At 61.8% G+C, this 17,007-nt stretch carries 19 protein-coding genes, 1 tRNA gene and 1 pseudogene; 10 read left to right on the forward strand and 11 right to left on the reverse strand.

Annotated features, from left to right (window positions below; genetic code table 11):
* A partial coding sequence (locus C0Z19_RS22370; protein WP_146012126.1) for a hypothetical protein occupies window positions 1–193 on the reverse strand: 193 nt, incomplete at its 3' end.
* Between the two features lie 202 nt (window positions 194–395).
* Window positions 396–590: a hypothetical protein gene (locus tag C0Z19_RS22375; RefSeq protein WP_102612033.1), complete on the reverse strand. Its 195-nt coding sequence runs from the start codon at window positions 588–590 to the stop codon at window positions 396–398.
* A gap of 344 nt (window positions 591–934) precedes the next feature.
* Here C0Z19_RS22375 and C0Z19_RS28955 point away from each other — a divergent pair, with 344 nt between their 5' ends.
* Complete coding sequence (locus tag C0Z19_RS28955) at window positions 935–1,996, forward strand: type VI secretion system baseplate subunit TssF (protein WP_102612034.1); 1,062 nt, start codon at window positions 935–937, stop codon at window positions 1,994–1,996.
* Window positions 1,914–2,801: a type VI secretion system baseplate subunit TssF gene (locus tag C0Z19_RS28960; protein WP_269844884.1), complete on the forward strand. Its 888-nt coding sequence runs from the start codon at window positions 1,914–1,916 to the stop codon at window positions 2,799–2,801. The genes C0Z19_RS28955 and C0Z19_RS28960 overlap by 83 nt, the downstream gene beginning before the upstream one ends.
* 137 nt (window positions 2,802–2,938) lie before the next feature.
* Here C0Z19_RS28960 and C0Z19_RS22390 read toward each other — a convergent pair whose 3' ends face one another.
* The 3 genes from C0Z19_RS22390 to C0Z19_RS28970 are packed head-to-tail and all read right to left on the reverse strand — an operon-like array spanning window position 2,939 to window position 3,695.
* Window positions 2,939–3,175: a helix-turn-helix transcriptional regulator gene (locus tag C0Z19_RS22390; RefSeq protein WP_102612036.1), complete on the reverse strand. Its 237-nt coding sequence runs from the start codon at window positions 3,173–3,175 to the stop codon at window positions 2,939–2,941.
* Window positions 3,172–3,378: a DUF1643 domain-containing protein gene (locus tag C0Z19_RS28965; protein ID WP_102612037.1), complete on the reverse strand. Its 207-nt coding sequence runs from the start codon at window positions 3,376–3,378 to the stop codon at window positions 3,172–3,174. Before C0Z19_RS28965 ends, C0Z19_RS22390 begins: the two co-directional genes overlap by 4 nt.
* Window positions 3,375–3,695, reverse strand: coding sequence for a DUF1643 domain-containing protein (locus C0Z19_RS28970; RefSeq protein WP_102612038.1), 321 nt, complete (start codon window positions 3,693–3,695; stop codon window positions 3,375–3,377). Before C0Z19_RS28970 ends, C0Z19_RS28965 begins: the two co-directional genes overlap by 4 nt.
* 98 nt (window positions 3,696–3,793) lie before the next feature.
* Between C0Z19_RS28970 and C0Z19_RS22405 the strand changes: the two genes are divergently transcribed.
* On the forward strand, window positions 3,794–4,003 hold the full coding sequence (locus C0Z19_RS22405; RefSeq protein ID WP_102612039.1) for a hypothetical protein: 210 nt from the start codon (window positions 3,794–3,796) through the stop codon (window positions 4,001–4,003).
* Window positions 4,004–4,084: 81 nt separating this feature from the next.
* Here C0Z19_RS22405 and C0Z19_RS22410 read toward each other — a convergent pair.
* Both C0Z19_RS22410 and C0Z19_RS22415 read right to left on the reverse strand, forming a co-directional pair.
* Window positions 4,085–4,303: pseudogene (locus C0Z19_RS22410) on the reverse strand (Arm DNA-binding domain-containing protein); the annotation flags it as partial.
* A gap of 149 nt (window positions 4,304–4,452) precedes the next feature.
* Window positions 4,453–4,543: transfer RNA gene (locus tag C0Z19_RS22415), tRNA-Ser, on the reverse strand.
* A gap of 165 nt (window positions 4,544–4,708) precedes the next feature.
* Between C0Z19_RS22415 and C0Z19_RS22420 the strand changes: the two genes are divergently transcribed.
* Window positions 4,709–6,211 (forward strand): DHA2 family efflux MFS transporter permease subunit, encoded by a 1,503-nt coding sequence (locus C0Z19_RS22420; RefSeq protein WP_102612040.1) that lies wholly within the window; start codon window positions 4,709–4,711, stop codon window positions 6,209–6,211.
* 116 nt (window positions 6,212–6,327) lie between these two features.
* On the opposite strand, the gene C0Z19_RS22425 is transcribed toward C0Z19_RS22420, so the two are convergent.
* From C0Z19_RS22425 to acs, 3 genes are all read right to left on the reverse strand, one after another.
* Window positions 6,328–8,343 carry a sodium:solute symporter family protein gene (locus C0Z19_RS22425; RefSeq protein ID WP_102612041.1) on the reverse strand — a complete coding sequence of 672 codons (2,016 nt, stop codon included), beginning with the start codon at window positions 8,341–8,343 and terminating at the stop codon, window positions 6,328–6,330.
* Window positions 8,340–8,711, reverse strand: a complete 372-nt coding sequence (locus C0Z19_RS22430; protein WP_102612042.1) for a DUF4212 domain-containing protein — start codon at window positions 8,709–8,711, stop codon at window positions 8,340–8,342. The genes C0Z19_RS22425 and C0Z19_RS22430 overlap by 4 nt, the downstream gene beginning before the upstream one ends.
* A gap of 128 nt (window positions 8,712–8,839) precedes the next feature.
* Window positions 8,840–10,822 carry an acetate--CoA ligase gene (gene acs, locus C0Z19_RS22435; protein WP_102612043.1) on the reverse strand — a complete coding sequence of 661 codons (1,983 nt, stop codon included), beginning with the start codon at window positions 10,820–10,822 and terminating at the stop codon, window positions 8,840–8,842.
* Window positions 10,823–11,167: 345 nt separating this feature from the next.
* On the opposite strand from acs, the gene C0Z19_RS22440 reads away from it, so the two are divergent.
* From C0Z19_RS22440 to C0Z19_RS22460, 5 genes are all read left to right on the forward strand, one after another.
* A complete protein-coding gene (locus C0Z19_RS22440) occupies window positions 11,168–12,070 on the forward strand; it encodes a DMT family transporter (RefSeq protein WP_102612044.1) in 903 nt (300 codons plus the stop codon).
* A gap of 165 nt (window positions 12,071–12,235) precedes the next feature.
* Window positions 12,236–13,771: a fumarate hydratase gene (locus tag C0Z19_RS22445; RefSeq protein WP_102612045.1), complete on the forward strand. Its 1,536-nt coding sequence runs from the start codon at window positions 12,236–12,238 to the stop codon at window positions 13,769–13,771.
* A gap of 174 nt (window positions 13,772–13,945) precedes the next feature.
* Window positions 13,946–14,428: a bacterioferritin gene (gene bfr / locus C0Z19_RS22450; RefSeq protein WP_102612046.1), complete on the forward strand. Its 483-nt coding sequence runs from the start codon at window positions 13,946–13,948 to the stop codon at window positions 14,426–14,428.
* 37 nt (window positions 14,429–14,465) lie between these two features.
* Window positions 14,466–15,353: a glutamate racemase gene (gene murI / locus C0Z19_RS22455; protein WP_102612047.1), complete on the forward strand. Its 888-nt coding sequence runs from the start codon at window positions 14,466–14,468 to the stop codon at window positions 15,351–15,353.
* A gap of 224 nt (window positions 15,354–15,577) precedes the next feature.
* Window positions 15,578–15,820: a (2Fe-2S)-binding protein gene (locus C0Z19_RS22460; protein ID WP_102612048.1), complete on the forward strand. Its 243-nt coding sequence runs from the start codon at window positions 15,578–15,580 to the stop codon at window positions 15,818–15,820.
* Here C0Z19_RS22460 and C0Z19_RS28975 read toward each other — a convergent pair.
* Window positions 15,799–15,930 carry a hypothetical protein gene (locus tag C0Z19_RS28975; RefSeq protein ID WP_269844880.1) on the reverse strand — a complete coding sequence of 44 codons (132 nt, stop codon included), beginning with the start codon at window positions 15,928–15,930 and terminating at the stop codon, window positions 15,799–15,801. The two genes, C0Z19_RS22460 and C0Z19_RS28975, sit on opposite strands and share 22 nt — an antisense overlap.
* A 398-nt stretch (window positions 15,931–16,328) precedes the next feature.
* Between C0Z19_RS28975 and C0Z19_RS22465 the strand changes: the two genes are divergently transcribed.
* Window positions 16,329–16,868: an energy transducer TonB gene (locus C0Z19_RS22465; RefSeq protein ID WP_158243049.1), complete on the forward strand. Its 540-nt coding sequence runs from the start codon at window positions 16,329–16,331 to the stop codon at window positions 16,866–16,868.
* The last annotated feature ends 139 nt before the right edge of the window (window positions 16,869–17,007 follow it).

Below are 17,007 nucleotides of genomic sequence, written 5' to 3' on the forward strand. Positions count from 1 at the left end.
CAAGCATCTGCTTCAGTTCGATATTGAAGTCCTGCGATGCAAAGCGCACGTCAATCTCGAAAACCACCGACAACCCCTCGGTGCAGTGAAAATCAAGCGGCACCAGTTCCGAACGGCCGGTCATCGGTGTATCGGCGCTGAAAAGACGTTTATTCTGAAGCTGCAAGAGGGCCGATGGATCGAATAGTTTCATATCGCACTATCAAACTTCACATAAGACACGCCCCGCACAGCACTGGAGCATTAAATCAGCATCACGCTTCCGCACCTGAAGGCGCGCCTTCCAATACAAGGGAAACTCTCAACACACAACCAAGATAATTCTTATTGCACTTGGAATCAGCACCTCGCCGCCCACCTAATTTTCGAGATAATCCTATCTGCGAATAATTGATTCACTCGCCCGCCTTCGTCACAAACTCGATCCGCGGGTAGTATCCACCGGCATTCAACCGGACGACCTGCCCGGACACCACGATCGATGCCCGCAGGAAGTCGCGCTGACCGGGCCTCATCGTCGCGCCGATAAGCAGGCCGACGCCAATCACAGCAGCGCTGATAGCTTTGAACATGAAAAACAACCGGTCCATTGATTGTTCTGGAAAGCGTCCTTCGGATTTGGACGGTGATTCTAATAGCAAACTTTCATCTCGTAATTATTTTCGTTACGCGCATGAGATGAAAACGATACCACTCACCAATGACTTCATCGGCAGATGGAACAATTTCCGCAAATCACGAGCGATAAACAAATCGGCAATTTTTCCGCAATCCCGCTCAGACAGAATAATAATTTGCAAAATCTCATTGTTATTCGGCCTAACCCTGCTTATATTGCGGGCCGCCCCGCCCGCGAGATCACTACCGCTTTGACGGCGCACGCGGACATCACTTTCATTGCTGACCGGGCTTCCCGTCCCAAACTGCCTACCTCATGGATGATTTCGAATCGTTGCTGCCGTACTTCGAGCGTGAGCTCACGCAACTGCGCCAGGAGATGCTTCGGTTCGAGCGTGCGAATCCGGCAGCAGCGGCGCGGCTATCGATGTCCGCTGGGCAGACGGACGATCCACATGTCGAACGCATGCTTCAACAGGCTGCCTGGCTCAACGCCAACGCAGCGCAGCGTATCGACGACCGCTATTCTGATTTCACCGTCCCGTTCATCGAGATGGTCTTCCCCGCCTATCTGCAAGCAGTCCCGTCGTGCTCGATTGCATGCGTCAACGTTCAAGGGCTGTTCGATGGGCTCACGCAAACCGTCACGATCCCGCGAGGGACGGAACTGGAGCATCGCCCATCGCTATGCCGGTTCACGACCGCGTGGGATCTGACACTCGCGCCGCTGGCGATCACTCGGGCGCAATTCACGCCGCCGACCGCCGCGCCAACACTGAGCGCCGGCCAGTTGCCCGACGACACCGCAGGAATCCTCTCCATCGAATTTGCGTCGCCCGGGCGCGACCTCACACCCGAAAGCGAGCTTGTGCCGCGCACGCTTCGTGTCTATCTGAATGCGGACCGACCACTCGCAGCGGCCCTCGTCGATGCCATCCTGCTGCACCCGCCCACCGCCTTCGTCGAAACCGATGACAGCCGCCGCTGGCAGGCGTTGGAGCGCACGCCCACCTGCGCTGTCGGCTTCGATCGCGAGCAAGCCCTGATCGGTCCGCTGCAGTGCGACCCGCAGCCCGCGATGCGGCTGCTGATCGAATATGCAGCATTCCCACACAAGTTTCGATTCATCGACATCGACTTCGCCGCGCTGCTGCGCACCGCCGGCCCGTGCAACCGGCTCACCGTGCAACCGGCTCACCTTGCATCTGCCCGTCGCGGGCCATGCGGCGAACGCTTCGGCAGTTCAACAGCTTCGCCAACTGAGCGCGGACCATCTACGGCTGTTCTGCACGCCCATCGTCAATCTATTCAAGGCCGATGCAAAACCGGTCGACGTCAAAGCCGATGTGACGACCTACCCGGTTGCTCCACCGGATAGCGAGACTGCCCCGGCCGTCATCCGTTCTATCGATTCCGTGCGCATGATGCACGGCGAGGAAGGGAGCAAGCCAGGCGCCCAAATACCGCCGCACCACTCACTCCAGCACTGGTCATCCGTCGGCGTATTCTGGGTGCGCGAGCAAGACAGGCGGGTCGCCCGAGAAATGCCCGGATGCAATGCTGCCATTTCACTGCTCGACATCGATGAGCGACCGGTCGCACCGAACGCAACCAAGCTTGCCATCGAACTCACCTGCACGAACGGCGACCTCGCGGAAAAGCTCACCATCGAGGCAATGGGGGGAGACCTGCACAGCGAGGCACTCAATCTCGAGGGTGCCGTTTCGATGCTTATCACCCTGTCAGCCAGCGGTGTTCCGCCGCAGGACGATCAATCGCTATGGCGGCTCGTCTCGGCGTTTTCTCCGAACATCGTTGCCCTAGCCGCCTCGAGCTTGGCCGAATTGCAGTCGTTGCTCTTGCAACTCGGCAAGTTGGCCTCGCCGGGGACTACGCGCTACATCGCAGGCATCGCAAGACTACGTTGCGTTCGCATTAGGCGGATGATGGACGTGCCCCCCGTTCCGATGCCAATCCTCGTGCCCGGCCTTCAGATCACGATGACGATCGACGAAACAGCGTTCGCCGGCCACGCATTGCATACGTTCGCGCAGTTGATGGAGCGATATTTCTTGCGTTATGCCGACCAGGATTGCATCGAGTTAATCGTCAAGTCGCACAAAGTCGCAGAGGTCTATCGCGGAGAACCCCTACTGGGAACGCAGGGGTTGACTATCGGATAATGACCATGCACCCGCTCCGCGGAAACTGCGCAGCGCAGCGTTTCGATGCGGCCGATCCGCCGTTGCGTTGGCTCGGAGCGCGATAGCAGCACTGCCGCATCGTAAAAGGAAGCGGCGGCGGCAACCGATTCTCGCCGCTATGTGACGCCCTGCCGCACGATCTTATCGTGCTCGACGACGGCGCCACTTGCCAACGATCTGGGCTTGCCCGCCTTGTCCGCGAGCCAATCATCGATATCGCTTTCAATCCAAGCGGTCCGATTCTCGCCGAGTGCGAACGGCTTCGGAAACAGACCCTTACTGATCATGCGATAGATCGTCGACTGACCGAGATTAACCTTCTCGGCGACTTGCTTGATTCCGATAACCTTCATCGCACACTCCATTCAAGGCGCTCGGGTTGCACGCCTGCGGCAATGTAAAGCGGATGCTTCGGGCTACCATCCTTGTTCAGCCCGAGATGAAAGAGTTTTCCTTGCGTCGCCGCGTCGCGCATGAGATCCACCACCGATCCATCCCGCTTGCGTGCGGCGGGATGCGAGCCCCACGCACAGATGATCGCCGCCGCTCCGTTCAGCGGCTCGCATGATCGGCCTCTTCGCTCACGCCCAGCGAATTCAAATGCCTGAGCAGTTCGTCAGGTTTTCTGGTGCGCAGAGCAAAGAGGTTGACCACCTCGAGCCGTCCGAACTTCCAGGCGCGCGCAAACGATATGCAGCGCCTGATTGTCGGATCATCCGCCAGCTGATCAGCCGTCGAGGGATTTAGCATCACAAAAGCGAGAGTCGGCAACGACGCGTCCCAGAGACGCCAAAGGCGGTACCGGTAGGCCCCGCAGTCGCTCAAAATGCATCCGCGCTCCTGTGTAAGATCATTGCTGGTCAGCTGTTGCATGGCGTTCTCCTGGATCCACGCAAAGGACGTAGCTCGTTCACAAATTGGCGCTCGTGCTCCGTGCTACGATCTCGTCGTCTTACACACCTCCCGATGCAATGAAGGCTGTATTTATCCTGCGCGGCTATGAAGCGAACTGCGAGCCTCGCGTCACCGAGCAAGGCAAATTCGCCGCTCAAGTCGTATTCACGAAGGTCGGATTTCACCCCGAGGCGTCGTATCGGACCCTTGGCGATTTCGACACCGAGGATGCGGCTATCACACACGCGAAGAAGTTTGCTGAGGACTGGCTCGCGCGCAAGGCTTGAGTCGTCGCCCGCCGACGATGGCGGCCTGCCCAGATGTCTTTCGGAATCGGACGGATGACCGAAACGGTATGAGTTCATATCGGCAGCCTCGGCGCGCGCCTCAGCGAGCGATATGGACGACAACGCCCCTAGGCCCATCTCACGAGAGCGCTTGGCAAGTTGATATCGGAAAATCCACGAGCGAGAACCGCTCAGGGTGATCTGTAGGTGAAGACCGCCGCCATCGGCGTAATAACCTGGATCGACTTCACGCGCCACTTGCAATGCGCTCAGCCGATGGAGCTTCCCAGATGCGCCCATTTCCTACCCCCAATCCTACCCCCAACTGATGGTGCGATTGTGCGAGTAGCGCTGAGAGGACGCAAGAGGAGCTACACCCCCAACTTCCCCGCCAGATAAGGCTGAGCGAGATTTCCTGAGAACCGGCGAGAACGCCTGAGAAGCTTGACTGGCGGAGAGAGGGGGATTCGAACCCCCGATAGGCTGTTAACCTATACACGCTTTCCAGGCGTGCGACTTAAACCGCTCATCCATCTCTCCGAGAGCCGAGGAGTATAGCAGAGTCTGAAAGCGCTGCGCACGCGCTCATTGCGTTCGACGACCGAGACCTGGTCGCGCCTCTACATCGGGCCATCTGCCCCAGCCTTACGACGGATTCGTCATAGAATCGGCCCCGTCCTCGAACACCTCCCCGGAGCTCCTCGAATGACGCATTCCATCCATGGCAACAAACGCTGGCTGGCGCTTATCGTTCTATGTCTCGGCGTGCTCATGATCGTGCTCGATACGACAATCGTTAACGTTGCGTTGCCATCGATCGCCGCAGACCTCGGCTTCACCGAAACCTCGCTGGTATGGGTCGTGAACGCCTACATGCTCACCTTCGGCGGTTGCCTGCTGCTTGGCGGACGCCTCGGCGATCTTTACGGCCATCGCAAGCTGTTCCTCGGCGGCATCACGCTCTTCACGCTCGCCTCCCTCATCTGCGGCCTGGCGAACTCCCAAGGGCTACTGGTCTGCGCCCGCGCCGTCCAGGGCCTGGGGGGCGCCGTCGTCTCCGCCGTTTCGCTGTCGCTCATCATGAATCTGTTTACCGAAACCGGCGAACGAGCCAAAGCGATGGGCGTGTACGGCTTCGTCTGCGCCGGGGGCGGCAGCATCGGCGTTTTGCTTGGCGGGTTGCTGACGAACCTGCTCAGTTGGCACTGGATCTTTCTCGTGAACCTGCCCATCGGCATTGCCGTCTACGGGCTATGCATGGCCCTCCTGCCGCCGGCGCCCGGCCATGCTCACGGCGAGCGGCTCGACGTGGCCGGCGCTGTAACCGTCACGGCTTCGTTGATGCTGGCCGTCTACGCCGTCGTCGACGGCAATGAAGCGGGTTGGACCTCGGCGCAAACGCTTGGCCTCTTGCTCGCGGCGCTCGTGCTGCTGGCAGTGTTTCTCGTCATCGAAGCACGCGCGCAGCATCCGTTGATGCCGCTCGCCCTGTTCCGCCTGCGCAACGTCGCGACGGCCAACGTCGTCGGCGTGCTGTGGGCCGCAGCCATGTTCGCGTGGTTCTTCATCTCCGCGCTGTATCTGCAGCGCGTCCTCGGCTATCGCCCGTTGCAAGTCGGCTTGGCGTTCTTGCCGGCCAACCTGATCATGGCGTTGCTTTCGCTCGGCCTGTCGGCGCGCGTGGTGATGCGCTTCGGTCTGCGTCTTCCGCTTGCAGCAGGTCTGCTGGCCGCAGCGTGCGGTCTTGCGCTGTTCGCACGCGCGCCGGTCGACGGCACCTTCGTATTCGACGTGTTGCCCGGCATGGTCCTGCTCGGCCTCGGCGCAGGCATTGCATTCAATCCCATGCTGCTCGCCGCCATGAGCGACGTCGATCCGAGCGATTCCGGCCTCGCATCGGGCATCGTCAATACTTCATTCATAATGGGCGGCGCGCTGGGCCTCGCGGTGCTGGCAAGTCTCGCCGCCGCGCGCAGCGACGCGATGCAGGCCTCAGCAAGCGCAGTGACGGCGCTCAATAGCGGCTATCACGTCGCATTTTGGTTCGGGGCCATCTTTGCCGCAGCGGCAGGCACAATTGGCGGCTCGTTGCTGCGTCCGGGTCGGCCAAGCAGCGCAGACATGCAACCGGCCGCGGACAACCACAGCGCACCGGCAGCCGGCCATGCACCCACCAACAGAAAAGAGGCCTCACGGGAACACTACTAATCGCTCAGCGCACGTTCGGTCTCACGAGCGCTCGCTGCCTATCCCCGTCTCGTCCTCGCTCCACCGCAATCCAATGCGCGTGCAACAGAGCGCCTTTGTTGTCGAAAGGCGCACCTTTACGGATGCCGGATGTAATCGACGAGCGCCTTCGTATATGCATCGGGCGCGCGATCGAACAAGCTCACCGCGATCGTCGCCACGAACCCGGCCGGAACGCCGAACACGCCCGAACTGATCGGCTCGATACCAAACCACCGAGGCCCCGCGAACCCCGTCAATTGACCGAAGTAAGGATACGTCGACACGATGTAATACACGCACACGCCCAACCCCGCCAACATCCCCGCCACGGCACCTCGCTGGGTCGTGCGCTTCCAGAACACGCCCAGCACAAGTACGGGAAAGAAACTCGAAGCCGCCAGCGAAAACGCCGCCCCGACCAGAAACAAAATATTCCCCGTATTGAGCGAAGCCACATACGACGCGAACAAGGCGACACCCAACAGCAAGATCTTCGACATCGTGACGCGCCGCTGACTGGACGCCGCAGGATCGACCATGTGGTAATAAACGTCGTGCGACAACGCATTGGCGATCGTCAACAACAACCCATCGGCCGTCGACAACGCCGCAGCCAGCGCGCCCGCCGCAACCAGCCCCGAGATCACATACGGCAACCCCGCAATTTCCGGCGCAGCCAACACCACCATATCCGGCTGCATCCGAATTGCCGACCATCGAATGACCCCGCCGCCCCCATCGCCAATGCTGATCAGCGCCGGTTCGGCGCGATGCCACTGCGTCACCCAAGCGGGCCAATCGGACATCGGTCTGCCAACAAGATGCGTCAACACTTCGTACTTGATCAGCACCGCCAGCACCGGCACGCTGACGTAAAACAACGCAATGAAAAACAACGTCCACGCCACCGATCGTCGCGCCGAACCCACCGATGTCGTCGTGTTGTAGCGCGAAAGAATGTGCGGCAGACTCGCCGTGCCAAGCGATAAGCAGAGCAGCAACGACAAAAAATTGCGCTCGTGCGTCCGTCGGATTTCATCGTTGGCCGCAGGAAACGGCTCGTGCATCGGTACGGGGTCGGTCGCGCGCGAAAGCAGATCGTCACGCCTCTGCGTCCAGACGACACGCGCCGCAGCGGCGTCGCGCGGAAATGCTTCAAGCGCCACCTCGCGCTGATGAATTTCTCTCAACGGCCCGTTACGCCGACGAAGCGCATCGAGTTCGCGCATCAGGTGCGCTTTCTCGTCGAGATACGAGCCCGGCAAAGCTGCGATCTGCGCATCGATATGTGCGGCCCGCTCCCGGTACGACTCACGCACGCTGCGTTCTGCCGGCGCATCGCGCACGGCTTGATCGAGCTTCTCCATGCGAGCCATCAGCCGGCCATAGGTCAATTGCGGCACCCAGCCGAGACCGTCCTTGTGCCCGATCATCGATACCGGTATCAGGAACGCACTGATCAGAATCACGTACTGCGCAACCTGCGTCCATGTCACCGCCCGCATGCCGCCGAGAAACGAGCAGACGAGAATACCCGCCAACCCGCATGCAATGCCGATCGCAAAATCGACCCCAATGAAACGCATCGCGATCAGTCCCACGCCTTGAATCTGCGCAACGAGGTAGACGAACGAACACAAAATCGCCGCCATCGCCGCGATGCCGCGCACCACATTGCTCGAATAGCGCGTGCCCAAAAAGTCCGGAATCGTGTAGCGCGCGAGCTTGCGCACATAAGGCGCAAGCAGGAATGCCACGAGACAATAGCCGCCGGTCCACCCCATCAGGTAGGCCAGCCCGTCATATCCCGTTGCATAGATCGAACCGGCCAATCCGATGAACGACGCCGCCGACAACCAATCGGCCGCCGTCGCCATGCCGTTGAATGCCGCGGGCACACGCCGCCCCGCCACGTAGTACTCGACCAGATCGGATGTGCGCGACAACAGTCCAATCACGGCGTACACGGCGATCGGCACGAACAGAAACACATAGCCGACCCACACGCCCGGCCCCGCGGCCCTTTCGATGCGCCACATCGTGTAGATGAAGCACAGGAAGCCGATCGTGTAGAACGCGTAAGCGCGGACCAGCCGGTTCGCCAGTTTCATCGCGTCGCTTCCCGACTGGCATCGCTTGCGGCATGGCTTGCGGCATCGATCGCAGCAGCCTGCCGCAAGCGGCGGTCGGCCCGCGTCATCGCCGCAATGTAGACCACGATGAGCAGCAGATAAACGAGGATCGAGCCCTGCGCGCCCAGATAAAACGGCAATCGGAATCCGGCCACGCGTACGCTCGACAGCTCGCGTGCGAACAACGGCACGAGAAACGACACGGCAAAGCCAATCAGCATCAATCCGCTGATCAGCGCCACGTTGAATCGCCAATAGCGGCGATGCGCACGCACCATCGCGCTCGATACCGAAGGCGGTTCGAGCGAGGCTTGGACGATGGGATCGAAGGAGTGCGGCGCGGCCATGCGCCTATGTATCAAAAAGGCGCGGCACGGGCAATCGGGATTGTCCGTGCCACGCCCTTACGTGATGCGGCCAGGGCGTTGGGGCATCAGCGCCGCGCCCACTTGCGCGGCGAGCGCGGCACAGCCGCTCAACGCCCCTGCGCAAGCTGCTCGAGGATGGCCGGGTTCTCGAGCGTCGACACGTCTTGCGTGATCTCTTCGCCCTTGGCAAGCGAACGCAGCAAGCGCCGCATGATCTTGCCCGACCGGGTCTTCGGCAGGTTATCGCCGAAACGGACATCCTTCGGCTTGGCGATCGGCCCGATCTCCTTGCCTACCCAGGCACGCAACTCGTTCGCAAGCTTCACGGCCTCCTCGCCTTCGGGGCGCGGCCGCTTGAGCACGACGAATGCGACCACGGCCTCGCCCGTCGTGTCGTCGGGACGCCCCACCACCGCGGCTTCGGCCACGATCGGATTGGACACGAGCGCCGATTCGATCTCCATCGTCCCAAGCCGATGGCCCGAGACGTTGAGCACATCGTCGATGCGGCCCATGATCGTGAAGTAGCCCGTCTCTTTGTCGCGCACCGAGCCATCGCCAGCGAGATAAAGCTTGCCGCCCAGTTCGGCCGGGAAGTAGCTCTTCTTGTAGCGTTCCGGGTCGCCCCACACGGTACGCAGCATCGCCGGCCACGGCCGCTTCACGACGAGAATGCCGCCCTGCCCATTGGGCACGTCCTGCCCCGTCTCGTCGACGATCGCAGCCATGATGCCGGGCAGCGGCAATGTGCATGAGCCCGGCACCAGCGGCGTCGCACCCGGCATCGGCGCAATCATATGGCCGCCTGTCTCGGTCTGCCACCATGTATCGACCACGGGACAACGCGAGCCGCCTACCTGCTCGTGATACCAGATCCACGCTTCGGGATTGATCGGTTCGCCAACCGTGCCGAGAATCCGCAGACTCGACAAGTCGTAGCTCCTCGGATGCACCTTGGCGTCGGCCTCCGCAATCTTGATCAGCGACCGGATTGCCGTCGGCGCCGTATAGAAGACGCTGACCTTGTGCTTCTCGATCATGTTCCAGAAGCGGCCGCCGTCCGGGTAAGTCGGCACGCCTTCGAATACGACTTGCGTCGCGCCGAGCGCAAGCGGGCCGTAGGTGATGTAGGTATGCCCCGTCACCCAGCCGATATCGGCCGTACACCAAAAGACATCCGACGGCTTCCAGTCGAACGTCCATTTGATCGTCTGCGCAGCCCAGAGCAGATAGCCGCCCGTGCTGTGCTGCACGCCCTTGGGCTTGCCGGTCGAGCCCGACGTATAGAGCACGAACAACGGATGCTCGGCGCCGACCCATTCGGGCGCACACGTATCGGCCTCTTGTGCGGCGGCCTCATCCATCCAGATATCGCGGGGCGCATGCCACTCGACCTCACCGCCCGTTCGACGATAGACGAACACGCTCTGAACCGCTTCGCACCCGCCCATGGCGAGCGCTTCGTCGGCAATGCGCTTGAGCGGCAAAGCCTTGCCGCCGCGCATCTGCTCGTCGGCCGTGACGAGCGCGACGGCGCCGACGTCGACGAGCCGCTCGTTCAGCGATTTCGACGAGAACCCACCAAACACGACCGAATGCGGCGCACCGATCCGCGCACAGGCCTGCATCGCGACGACGCCTTCGACCGACATCGGCATATAGATGACGACACGGTCGCCCTTTTTGACGCCGCGCCGTTTCAACGCATTCGCGAACCGGCAAACGCGTTGCAGCAGATCCTGATAGGTGACGCGCGTCACCTCGCCGCCGTCGGCCTCGAAGATGAGCGCGGTGCGATCGCCATTACCCGCTTCGACGTGACGGTCCAGGCAGTTGTGCGAGGCGTTCAGCTCGCCATCTTCGAACCAGGTGTAGAACGGCGCGTTGGTCTCATCGAGCACTTTCGAAAACGGCTTGCGCCAGCTAAGCGTCTCGCGCGCGAGCTTCGCCCAAAAACCGTCGTAATCCCGCTCGGCTTCGGCCATCAGCGCCCGGTAAGCGTCCATTCCCGAAATCGCCGCCCCCGCCGCCGCTTCCGCGGAAGGCGCAAACACCCGACTTTCGTGAAGAACCGATTCAATCGCAGACATCGACAACTCCCTTATGGACAATGATGAAACGTGAATCCGGCGCCGGCCGGGTGCGGCAGCAAGCCCATGGCTCGATGCTTCGCGCCCCGATGCCGCGCAAAGCCGCATGCAATGACGCGATGCAGCGAAAACAGGTAATACGAAAGCCAGGCGGGCGGCCCGCATGGTCGTCATCGAACAGTAAAGGCGACAACTTACCGGGTACTTACAGCGCGCGCCATCGGCCGTTCGGCAGGATTGCGCGGCTTGCGGCACTGCGGTGCGCCGCACATAAACCGCGCTCGCTTTGCGCTGCTGTACCCAGCCCCCTACAATGCTAGCCGAACTTTCCCTCTGAGTTACAGCTTGAATCGGTACGCATGGTTCCTCATCACGGCGATGCTGCTCGTCGGCAGCAACGTCGGCATCGGTAAATCGATCGTCGCTTTCGTTCCCGTGCTCGTCTTCGCGCTGCTGCGCTTTGTCATTGCGCTAGCGGTACTGTGGCCGCTTTTGCGTCCGTCGAAGATGCGCCAGGTCAAACGCGGCGAGTGGCTGAATTTATTTCTGCAGGCACTGTTTGGCACCTTCGGGTTTACGCTGCTCATGCTGAGCGGCGTCGCGCGCACGAGCGCCGTCGCCGCCGGCGTGATCACGAGCACGATTCCCGCTGTCGTCGCCCTGTTCGCCTGGCTATTCCTCGGCGAACGGCCGAACCTGCGGGCACTTGCCTCGATTGCGCTCGCCATGCTCGGAATCGTCGTCGTCAATCTCTCCCATGCGCCCGCCTCGTCGGCGACAGCGCCCGCGGCCGGGTCGCTGATCGGCAATCTCATGGTGCTCGGCGCCGTCTGCTGCGAATCGCTCTACGTGATTTTGTCGCGCCGGCTGACGCAGACGCTCGCCGCCATCGACATCTGCGCCTACACGCATCTGTTCGGCTTTCTGCTGATGCTGCCGCTCGGGATCAAAGGCCTGGCCGGTTTCGACTATGCGGCCGTGCCGGCCGGCATCTGGGCGTTGACGCTCTGGTATGGCCTGTCCGCCAGCATCTTTTCGTTCTGGCTCTGGATGAAGGGCATCCGGCACGTGCATGGGTCGCTCGCGGGCGTATTCAGTGCCGTCCTGCCGATCGCAGCGGCGGCCTACGGTATCGTGTTCCTCGACGAGCGTCCGACGCTCGCACACGGCATCGCACTGGCATGCGTCGTCACGGGCATCGCGATCGCAAGCGTCAACCTCAAGCGCTCCCCGCCCGTCACGCCCTGACACGCGCCCGGTGGGCTGCCGCACGGCAGCCGCTGCGCCGGCACGGTACAATATCGTGTTTTTTTGCGCGCTTTCACGGCTTTCAGCGCCCCCGTTCGGCGCCCCGACGGCCAGCACAAAGCGCAGATGTTTCGATTCGCCGCTCCGTCCCCACAGCACTCAGCCATGACAGTCATCAAACAGGAAGACCTCATCCAGAGCGTCGCCGACGCGCTGCAGTACATCAGCTATTACCATCCGCTCGATTACATTCAGGCGCTGGGTCGCGCCTACGAACTCGAGCAAAGCCCGGCGGCCAAGGACGCCATCGCGCAAATCCTGACGAACAGCCGCATGTGCGCCGAAGGCCGCCGGCCGATCTGCCAGGACACGGGCATCGTCACGGTCTTCCTGAAGATCGGCATGGACGTGCGCTGGGGCAGCGAAAGCGGCGCGGCGACCATGAGCGTGACCGACATGGTCAACGAAGGCGTGCGTCGCGGCTATCTGAATCCCGACAATGTGTTGCGTGCGTCGATCGTGAACCCGCCCGAGGGCGCTCGCAAGAACACGAAGGACAACACGCCGGCCGTTATCCATTACGAGATCGTGCCCGGCGACAAGGTCGACGTGCAAGTCGCGGCCAAAGGCGGCGGCTCCGAGAACAAGTCGAAGTTCGCGATGCTGAACCCGTCCGACTCGATCATCGACTGGGTCCTCAAGACCGTGCCGACGATGGGCGCGGGCTGGTGTCCGCCCGGCATGCTCGGCATCGGTATCGGCGGCACGGCCGAGAAGGCGATGTTGATGGCGAAGGAATCGCTGATGGATCCGATCGACATCCAGGACATCATCGCCCGCGGGCCGCGCGATTGGATCGAAGAGTTGCGCGTCGAGCTGCACGAGAAAGTCAACGCGCTCGGGATCGGCGCACAAGGGCTCGGCGGTCTGGCAACGGTGCTCGACGTCAAGATCATGGCTGCGCCCACGCATGCCGCGTCCAAGCCGATCGCCATCATCCCGAACTGCGCGGCCACGCGTCATGCGCACTTCACGCTCGACGGCACGGGCGCGGCCCATTTGGAGGCACCTTCGCTCGACGCCTGGCCGCAAGTTCAGTGGGAGCCGAACACGGAAACGAGCAAGCGCGTCGACCTGAATACGCTCACGCCTGAGGAAGTCGCGAGCTGGAAGCCGGGCCAGACGCTGCTGCTGTCGGGCAAGATGCTGACGGGGCGCGATGCCGCGCACAAGCGCATCGCCGATATGCTGGCCAAGGGCGAGAAACTGCCCGTCGATTTCACGAATCGCGTGATCTATTACGTCGGCCCGGTCGACCCCGTGCGCGACGAAGTCGTCGGCCCCGCCGGCCCGACCACGGCCACACGCATGGACAAGTTCACCGAGACGATGCTCGCGCAAACAGGGCTCATTTCGATGATAGGCAAGGCCGAGCGCGGCCCTGTCGCGATCGACGCCATCAAGAAACACAAAGCGGCTTATCTGATGGCCGTCGGCGGCGCGGCGTATCTCGTTTCGAAGGCCATCCGCGGCGCGAAGGTGCTCGCATTTGAAGATCTCGGCATGGAAGCCATTTACGAGTTCGACGTGTTTGACATGCCGGTGACGGTTGCGGTCGATTCGACGGGCACCTCCGTTCATCAAACGGGGCCGAAGGAGTGGCAAGCCAGGATCGGCAAGCTCCCTGTCGTGACGGCATGAGCGGCCGTCGCCTATAGCGGGCAGCATGACGACGAAAGCCGGGCGCATGCCCGGCTTTTTGCTGGATCGGCGCCTGGCCGAACGGCCAACCTGCGGTGCGAAGCCTTGGCTTTTACGGGTGCAGCGTTTATCGTTGGCGTCTACCGCTCTTAGCCCCATCACGAAGGAACCAACATGCAAGGCGATAAAAAGGTCATCGAATATCTGAACGCGCAGCTCAAGAACGAGCTGACGGCGATCAACCAGTACTTTCTGCATGCGCGCATGTACAAGCATTGGGGGCTCGACAAGCTCGGCAAGCACGAGTACGACGAGTCGATCGGTGAGATGAAGCATGCCGACATGTTGATCGAGCGCATCTTCATGCTTGACGGGCTGCCCAACTTGCAAGATCTGCACAAGCTCTTGATCGGCGAAGAGACGAAAGAAATCCTCGAATGCGATCTGAAGCTCGAGCAAGGCTCGCAGGCCACATGTAAAGAAGCGATCGCCTATTGTGAATCGGTGCGCGATTTCGTATCGCGCGGCATTTTCTCGACGATCCTCGACGATACCGAAGAGCATATCGATTGGCTGGAAACGCAGCTCGATCTGATCGACAAAGTCGGGCTTCAGAACTATCAGCAATCGGCGATGGGCTCGCCCGCCGAATCCTGATTCCATCGGCCAACGCAACACACTCGATTCCCTCGCCATGACCACCCGGGACGACGCTGCCCGTTTCGATTCGCCGCTTTCGCCCGCGCCGGCTGCGGATGTGGCGCCGGTCGGCATTTTCGATTCGGGGCTTGGCGGGTTGTCGGTGCTGCGCGCGGTGCGGGCACAATTGCCCCACGAGCGCTTGCTTTATGTCGCCGATTCGCTGTTTGCGCCCTATGGCGAGCGCGACAACGAATTCATTACAGAGCGCACGCTCGCGATCGGCCAGTGGCTCGCCTCGCAAGGCGCGAAGGCGCTCGTCGTCGCCTGCAACACGGCAACGGCAGAGTCGATCGCGCTCGCGCGCACGCAATTGTCGATACCCATCATCGGCGTCGAGCCGGGCATCAAGCCCGCGGCGCATCAGTCGACTTCACGCATCGTCGGTGTGCTCGCAACGCAAGTTACGCTGCGCAGCGAACGGTTCCGCTCGTTGCTCGAGCGCTACGCCGCCGATTGCCAGTTCATCTGTCAAGCCGGACACGGTCTCGTGGAAGCCGTCGAGCGATGCGAGATCGACACGCCAGAGGTGCGAGCCCTGCTCTCCCGCTATATCGAGCCGATGCTTGCAGCCGGCGCCGATACGCTCGTACTGGGCTGCACTCATTACCCCTTCCTCGATAAGGTCATCCGCGAAATCGCCGGATCGCGATTGGCGCTCATCGACACGAGCGTGGCGATCGCAAGGCAACTGGCGCGCGTGCTCGAGGCAAATGGCCTGCGGGCGCCGACCAACGAGCCCGCCCCACCGCCGCGACTGTGCTCGACCGGTGAGGGCACGCACATGCATCGGCTCGCCTCCACGCTGCTGGGGCTTGACGCGCCGGTCGAGCATGTGGTGATCGAGCGTACCGGCGGGCGGAACCGGCCGGCGGCTGCCTGATGGCGTTGCGCGCCACCGGCCGCGGCCACGATCCCGTCTGACTTCCTCCGGGGGTAACCCCGCTTCTCGCGACCTTCAGAAACCGGCCCATCGTTTCACCCTATCGGGGCCAGCGGTGTCCGCAGCCGCTGTTCGCTTGTTACAAAAAATCAGCCGCCGTGCTTGCCAATCTCGCAAAACGTAATGATAATAGTTCGCATTAACGTTTTTGCTGTGACCGAGTCATGATTGTCTGCGTCTGCAAGTCTGTTTCCGACCGCAAAATCCGCGCGGCCATCGCGGAAGGAGCCGACACCTTCGACGAGCTGCAATTCGAGCTCGGCGTCGCCACCTGCTGCGGCAAGTGCGAGCAGTCCGTTCGCGAAGTCATGGCTCAGTGCGGCATCTGCGAGAGCGAATGCGGTGTCGCATCGATTGCCGTGTCCCAGCCCGTGCCCGTCACGTTCTACGAACGGAAGGCAGCATAGGCCATCGGAATACCGTCGAACACCATTTCCGCTTCCCCATCGGCACGCCAGTTCGCCACAGCCAGCAGCCGCCCGTTTCGCTCAAAGGAGTTCGAGATGGAATTGCTCATAGGTTTCGTTGCGACACTGTGTATTTCGTTGCTGGTTTGCCGCTACTAAAGGGGCAACGACAGTACCGGCATCGCCCCACATCTACAGCGTGCAATATGCAACTGCAACCTGCAGGCGCGGGCTGCGTTCGCGATACCATTTGAGCTTCGTCTCCCGTTGCAACCGGCAATGAGCCGGCAACTCCCCTGGCATGCCGCATTCGCGTATCGTCCCCGCTTTCGTCTGTGTAGCGCTCGTCCACGCGGCGCTGATTGCTGCCTTCGTCGCGCCGCATGATGACCAGGCTCCGCGACAGCTTCGGTCTCACGCAATCGTGGCCCGCCTGCTGAGTCCGCAGTCCGAAGCGACGCCTGGCTCGACGGGGCTGGCATCGCCGCCGCATGCGCCACCACAGCGCATGCCACCTCCATCGCGCGCCGTCGCGCAGCGCTCTCTGCCGGAACAGCCGATAGCCGCCACCCGAACGCGCCCCATCGCCGCCGCATCGCATCCGGCACCGGTCAGCCGCGTTCCGTCGCCGCCCGATCAAACGACGCAAACAGCTACCCAGGCAACCGCAAGCGCCGACAAGCCCGCGCCGCGGCCCGACTCGTCCACGGCGAATTCTGCGCCCGCGGCTGCGCCGGTCCCACGCGACACGATCGCCCTTGCCGCGCCCAAACCGGTCGATCACGCTGACTGTCGTATCGCAAAACCAACGTATCCCGAACTGTCGAAACGACGCGGCGAAGCGGGCACGGCGACGATCCGATTCGTGATCGATGCAACGGGAGCTATCGGCAACATCGCCCTCATCAAGAGCAGCGGATTTGCCCGCCTGGACGATGCGGCCGTGCAGGCGCTGAGGGAAAGTGCTTGCCGGCCCTACGTCGAAAACGGCTCGCCGATTCGCGTCGCTTTCGTGCAAGCGTTCACGTTCGGACTCGATGATGAATGAACGCGAATCCATCCCCTATCTGCAATTTGTCCCCGTGAGCGGCCCCCTTGGTTCGCACTCCTGATCGTTGCCCGCCTGAGATTTGAGTATGCGACCACGAACGCGCTCGAACGCCAGTCGGGTCAACCGGCCCGAGGAC

The organism is Trinickia soli (genome assembly GCF_002879855.1).
GTDB lineage: Bacteria > Pseudomonadota > Gammaproteobacteria > Burkholderiales > Burkholderiaceae > Trinickia > Trinickia soli.

Bases quoted from the DNA above. Each gene is read 5' to 3' on its own strand.
- C0Z19_RS22375 (WP_102612033.1), bottom strand. From the start codon at position 590: ATGGACCGGTTGTTTTTCATGTTCAAAGCTATCAGCGCTGCTGTGATT.
- C0Z19_RS28955 (WP_102612034.1), top strand. From the start codon at position 935: ATGGATGATTTCGAATCGTTGCTGCCGTACTTCGAGCGTGAGCTCACG.
- C0Z19_RS22390 (WP_102612036.1), bottom strand. From the start codon at position 3,175: ATGAAGGTTATCGGAATCAAGCAAGTCGCCGAGAAGGTTAATCTCGGT.
- C0Z19_RS28970 (WP_102612038.1), bottom strand. From the start codon at position 3,695: ATGCAACAGCTGACCAGCAATGATCTTACACAGGAGCGCGGATGCATT.
- C0Z19_RS22405 (WP_102612039.1), top strand. From the start codon at position 3,794: ATGAAGGCTGTATTTATCCTGCGCGGCTATGAAGCGAACTGCGAGCCT.
- C0Z19_RS22420 (WP_102612040.1), top strand. From the start codon at position 4,709: ATGACGCATTCCATCCATGGCAACAAACGCTGGCTGGCGCTTATCGTT.
- C0Z19_RS22425 (WP_102612041.1), bottom strand. From the start codon at position 8,343: ATGAAACTGGCGAACCGGCTGGTCCGCGCTTACGCGTTCTACACGATC.
- C0Z19_RS22430 (WP_102612042.1), bottom strand. From the start codon at position 8,711: ATGGCCGCGCCGCACTCCTTCGATCCCATCGTCCAAGCCTCGCTCGAA.
- acs (WP_102612043.1), bottom strand. From the start codon at position 10,822: ATGTCTGCGATTGAATCGGTTCTTCACGAAAGTCGGGTGTTTGCGCCT.
- C0Z19_RS22445 (WP_102612045.1), top strand. From the start codon at position 12,236: ATGACAGTCATCAAACAGGAAGACCTCATCCAGAGCGTCGCCGACGCG.
- bfr (WP_102612046.1), top strand. From the start codon at position 13,946: ATGCAAGGCGATAAAAAGGTCATCGAATATCTGAACGCGCAGCTCAAG.
- murI (WP_102612047.1), top strand. From the start codon at position 14,466: ATGACCACCCGGGACGACGCTGCCCGTTTCGATTCGCCGCTTTCGCCC.
- C0Z19_RS22460 (WP_102612048.1), top strand. From the start codon at position 15,578: ATGATTGTCTGCGTCTGCAAGTCTGTTTCCGACCGCAAAATCCGCGCG.
- C0Z19_RS28975 (WP_269844880.1), bottom strand. From the start codon at position 15,930: ATGAGCAATTCCATCTCGAACTCCTTTGAGCGAAACGGGCGGCTGCTG.
- C0Z19_RS22465 (WP_158243049.1), top strand. From the start codon at position 16,329: ATGCCACCTCCATCGCGCGCCGTCGCGCAGCGCTCTCTGCCGGAACAG.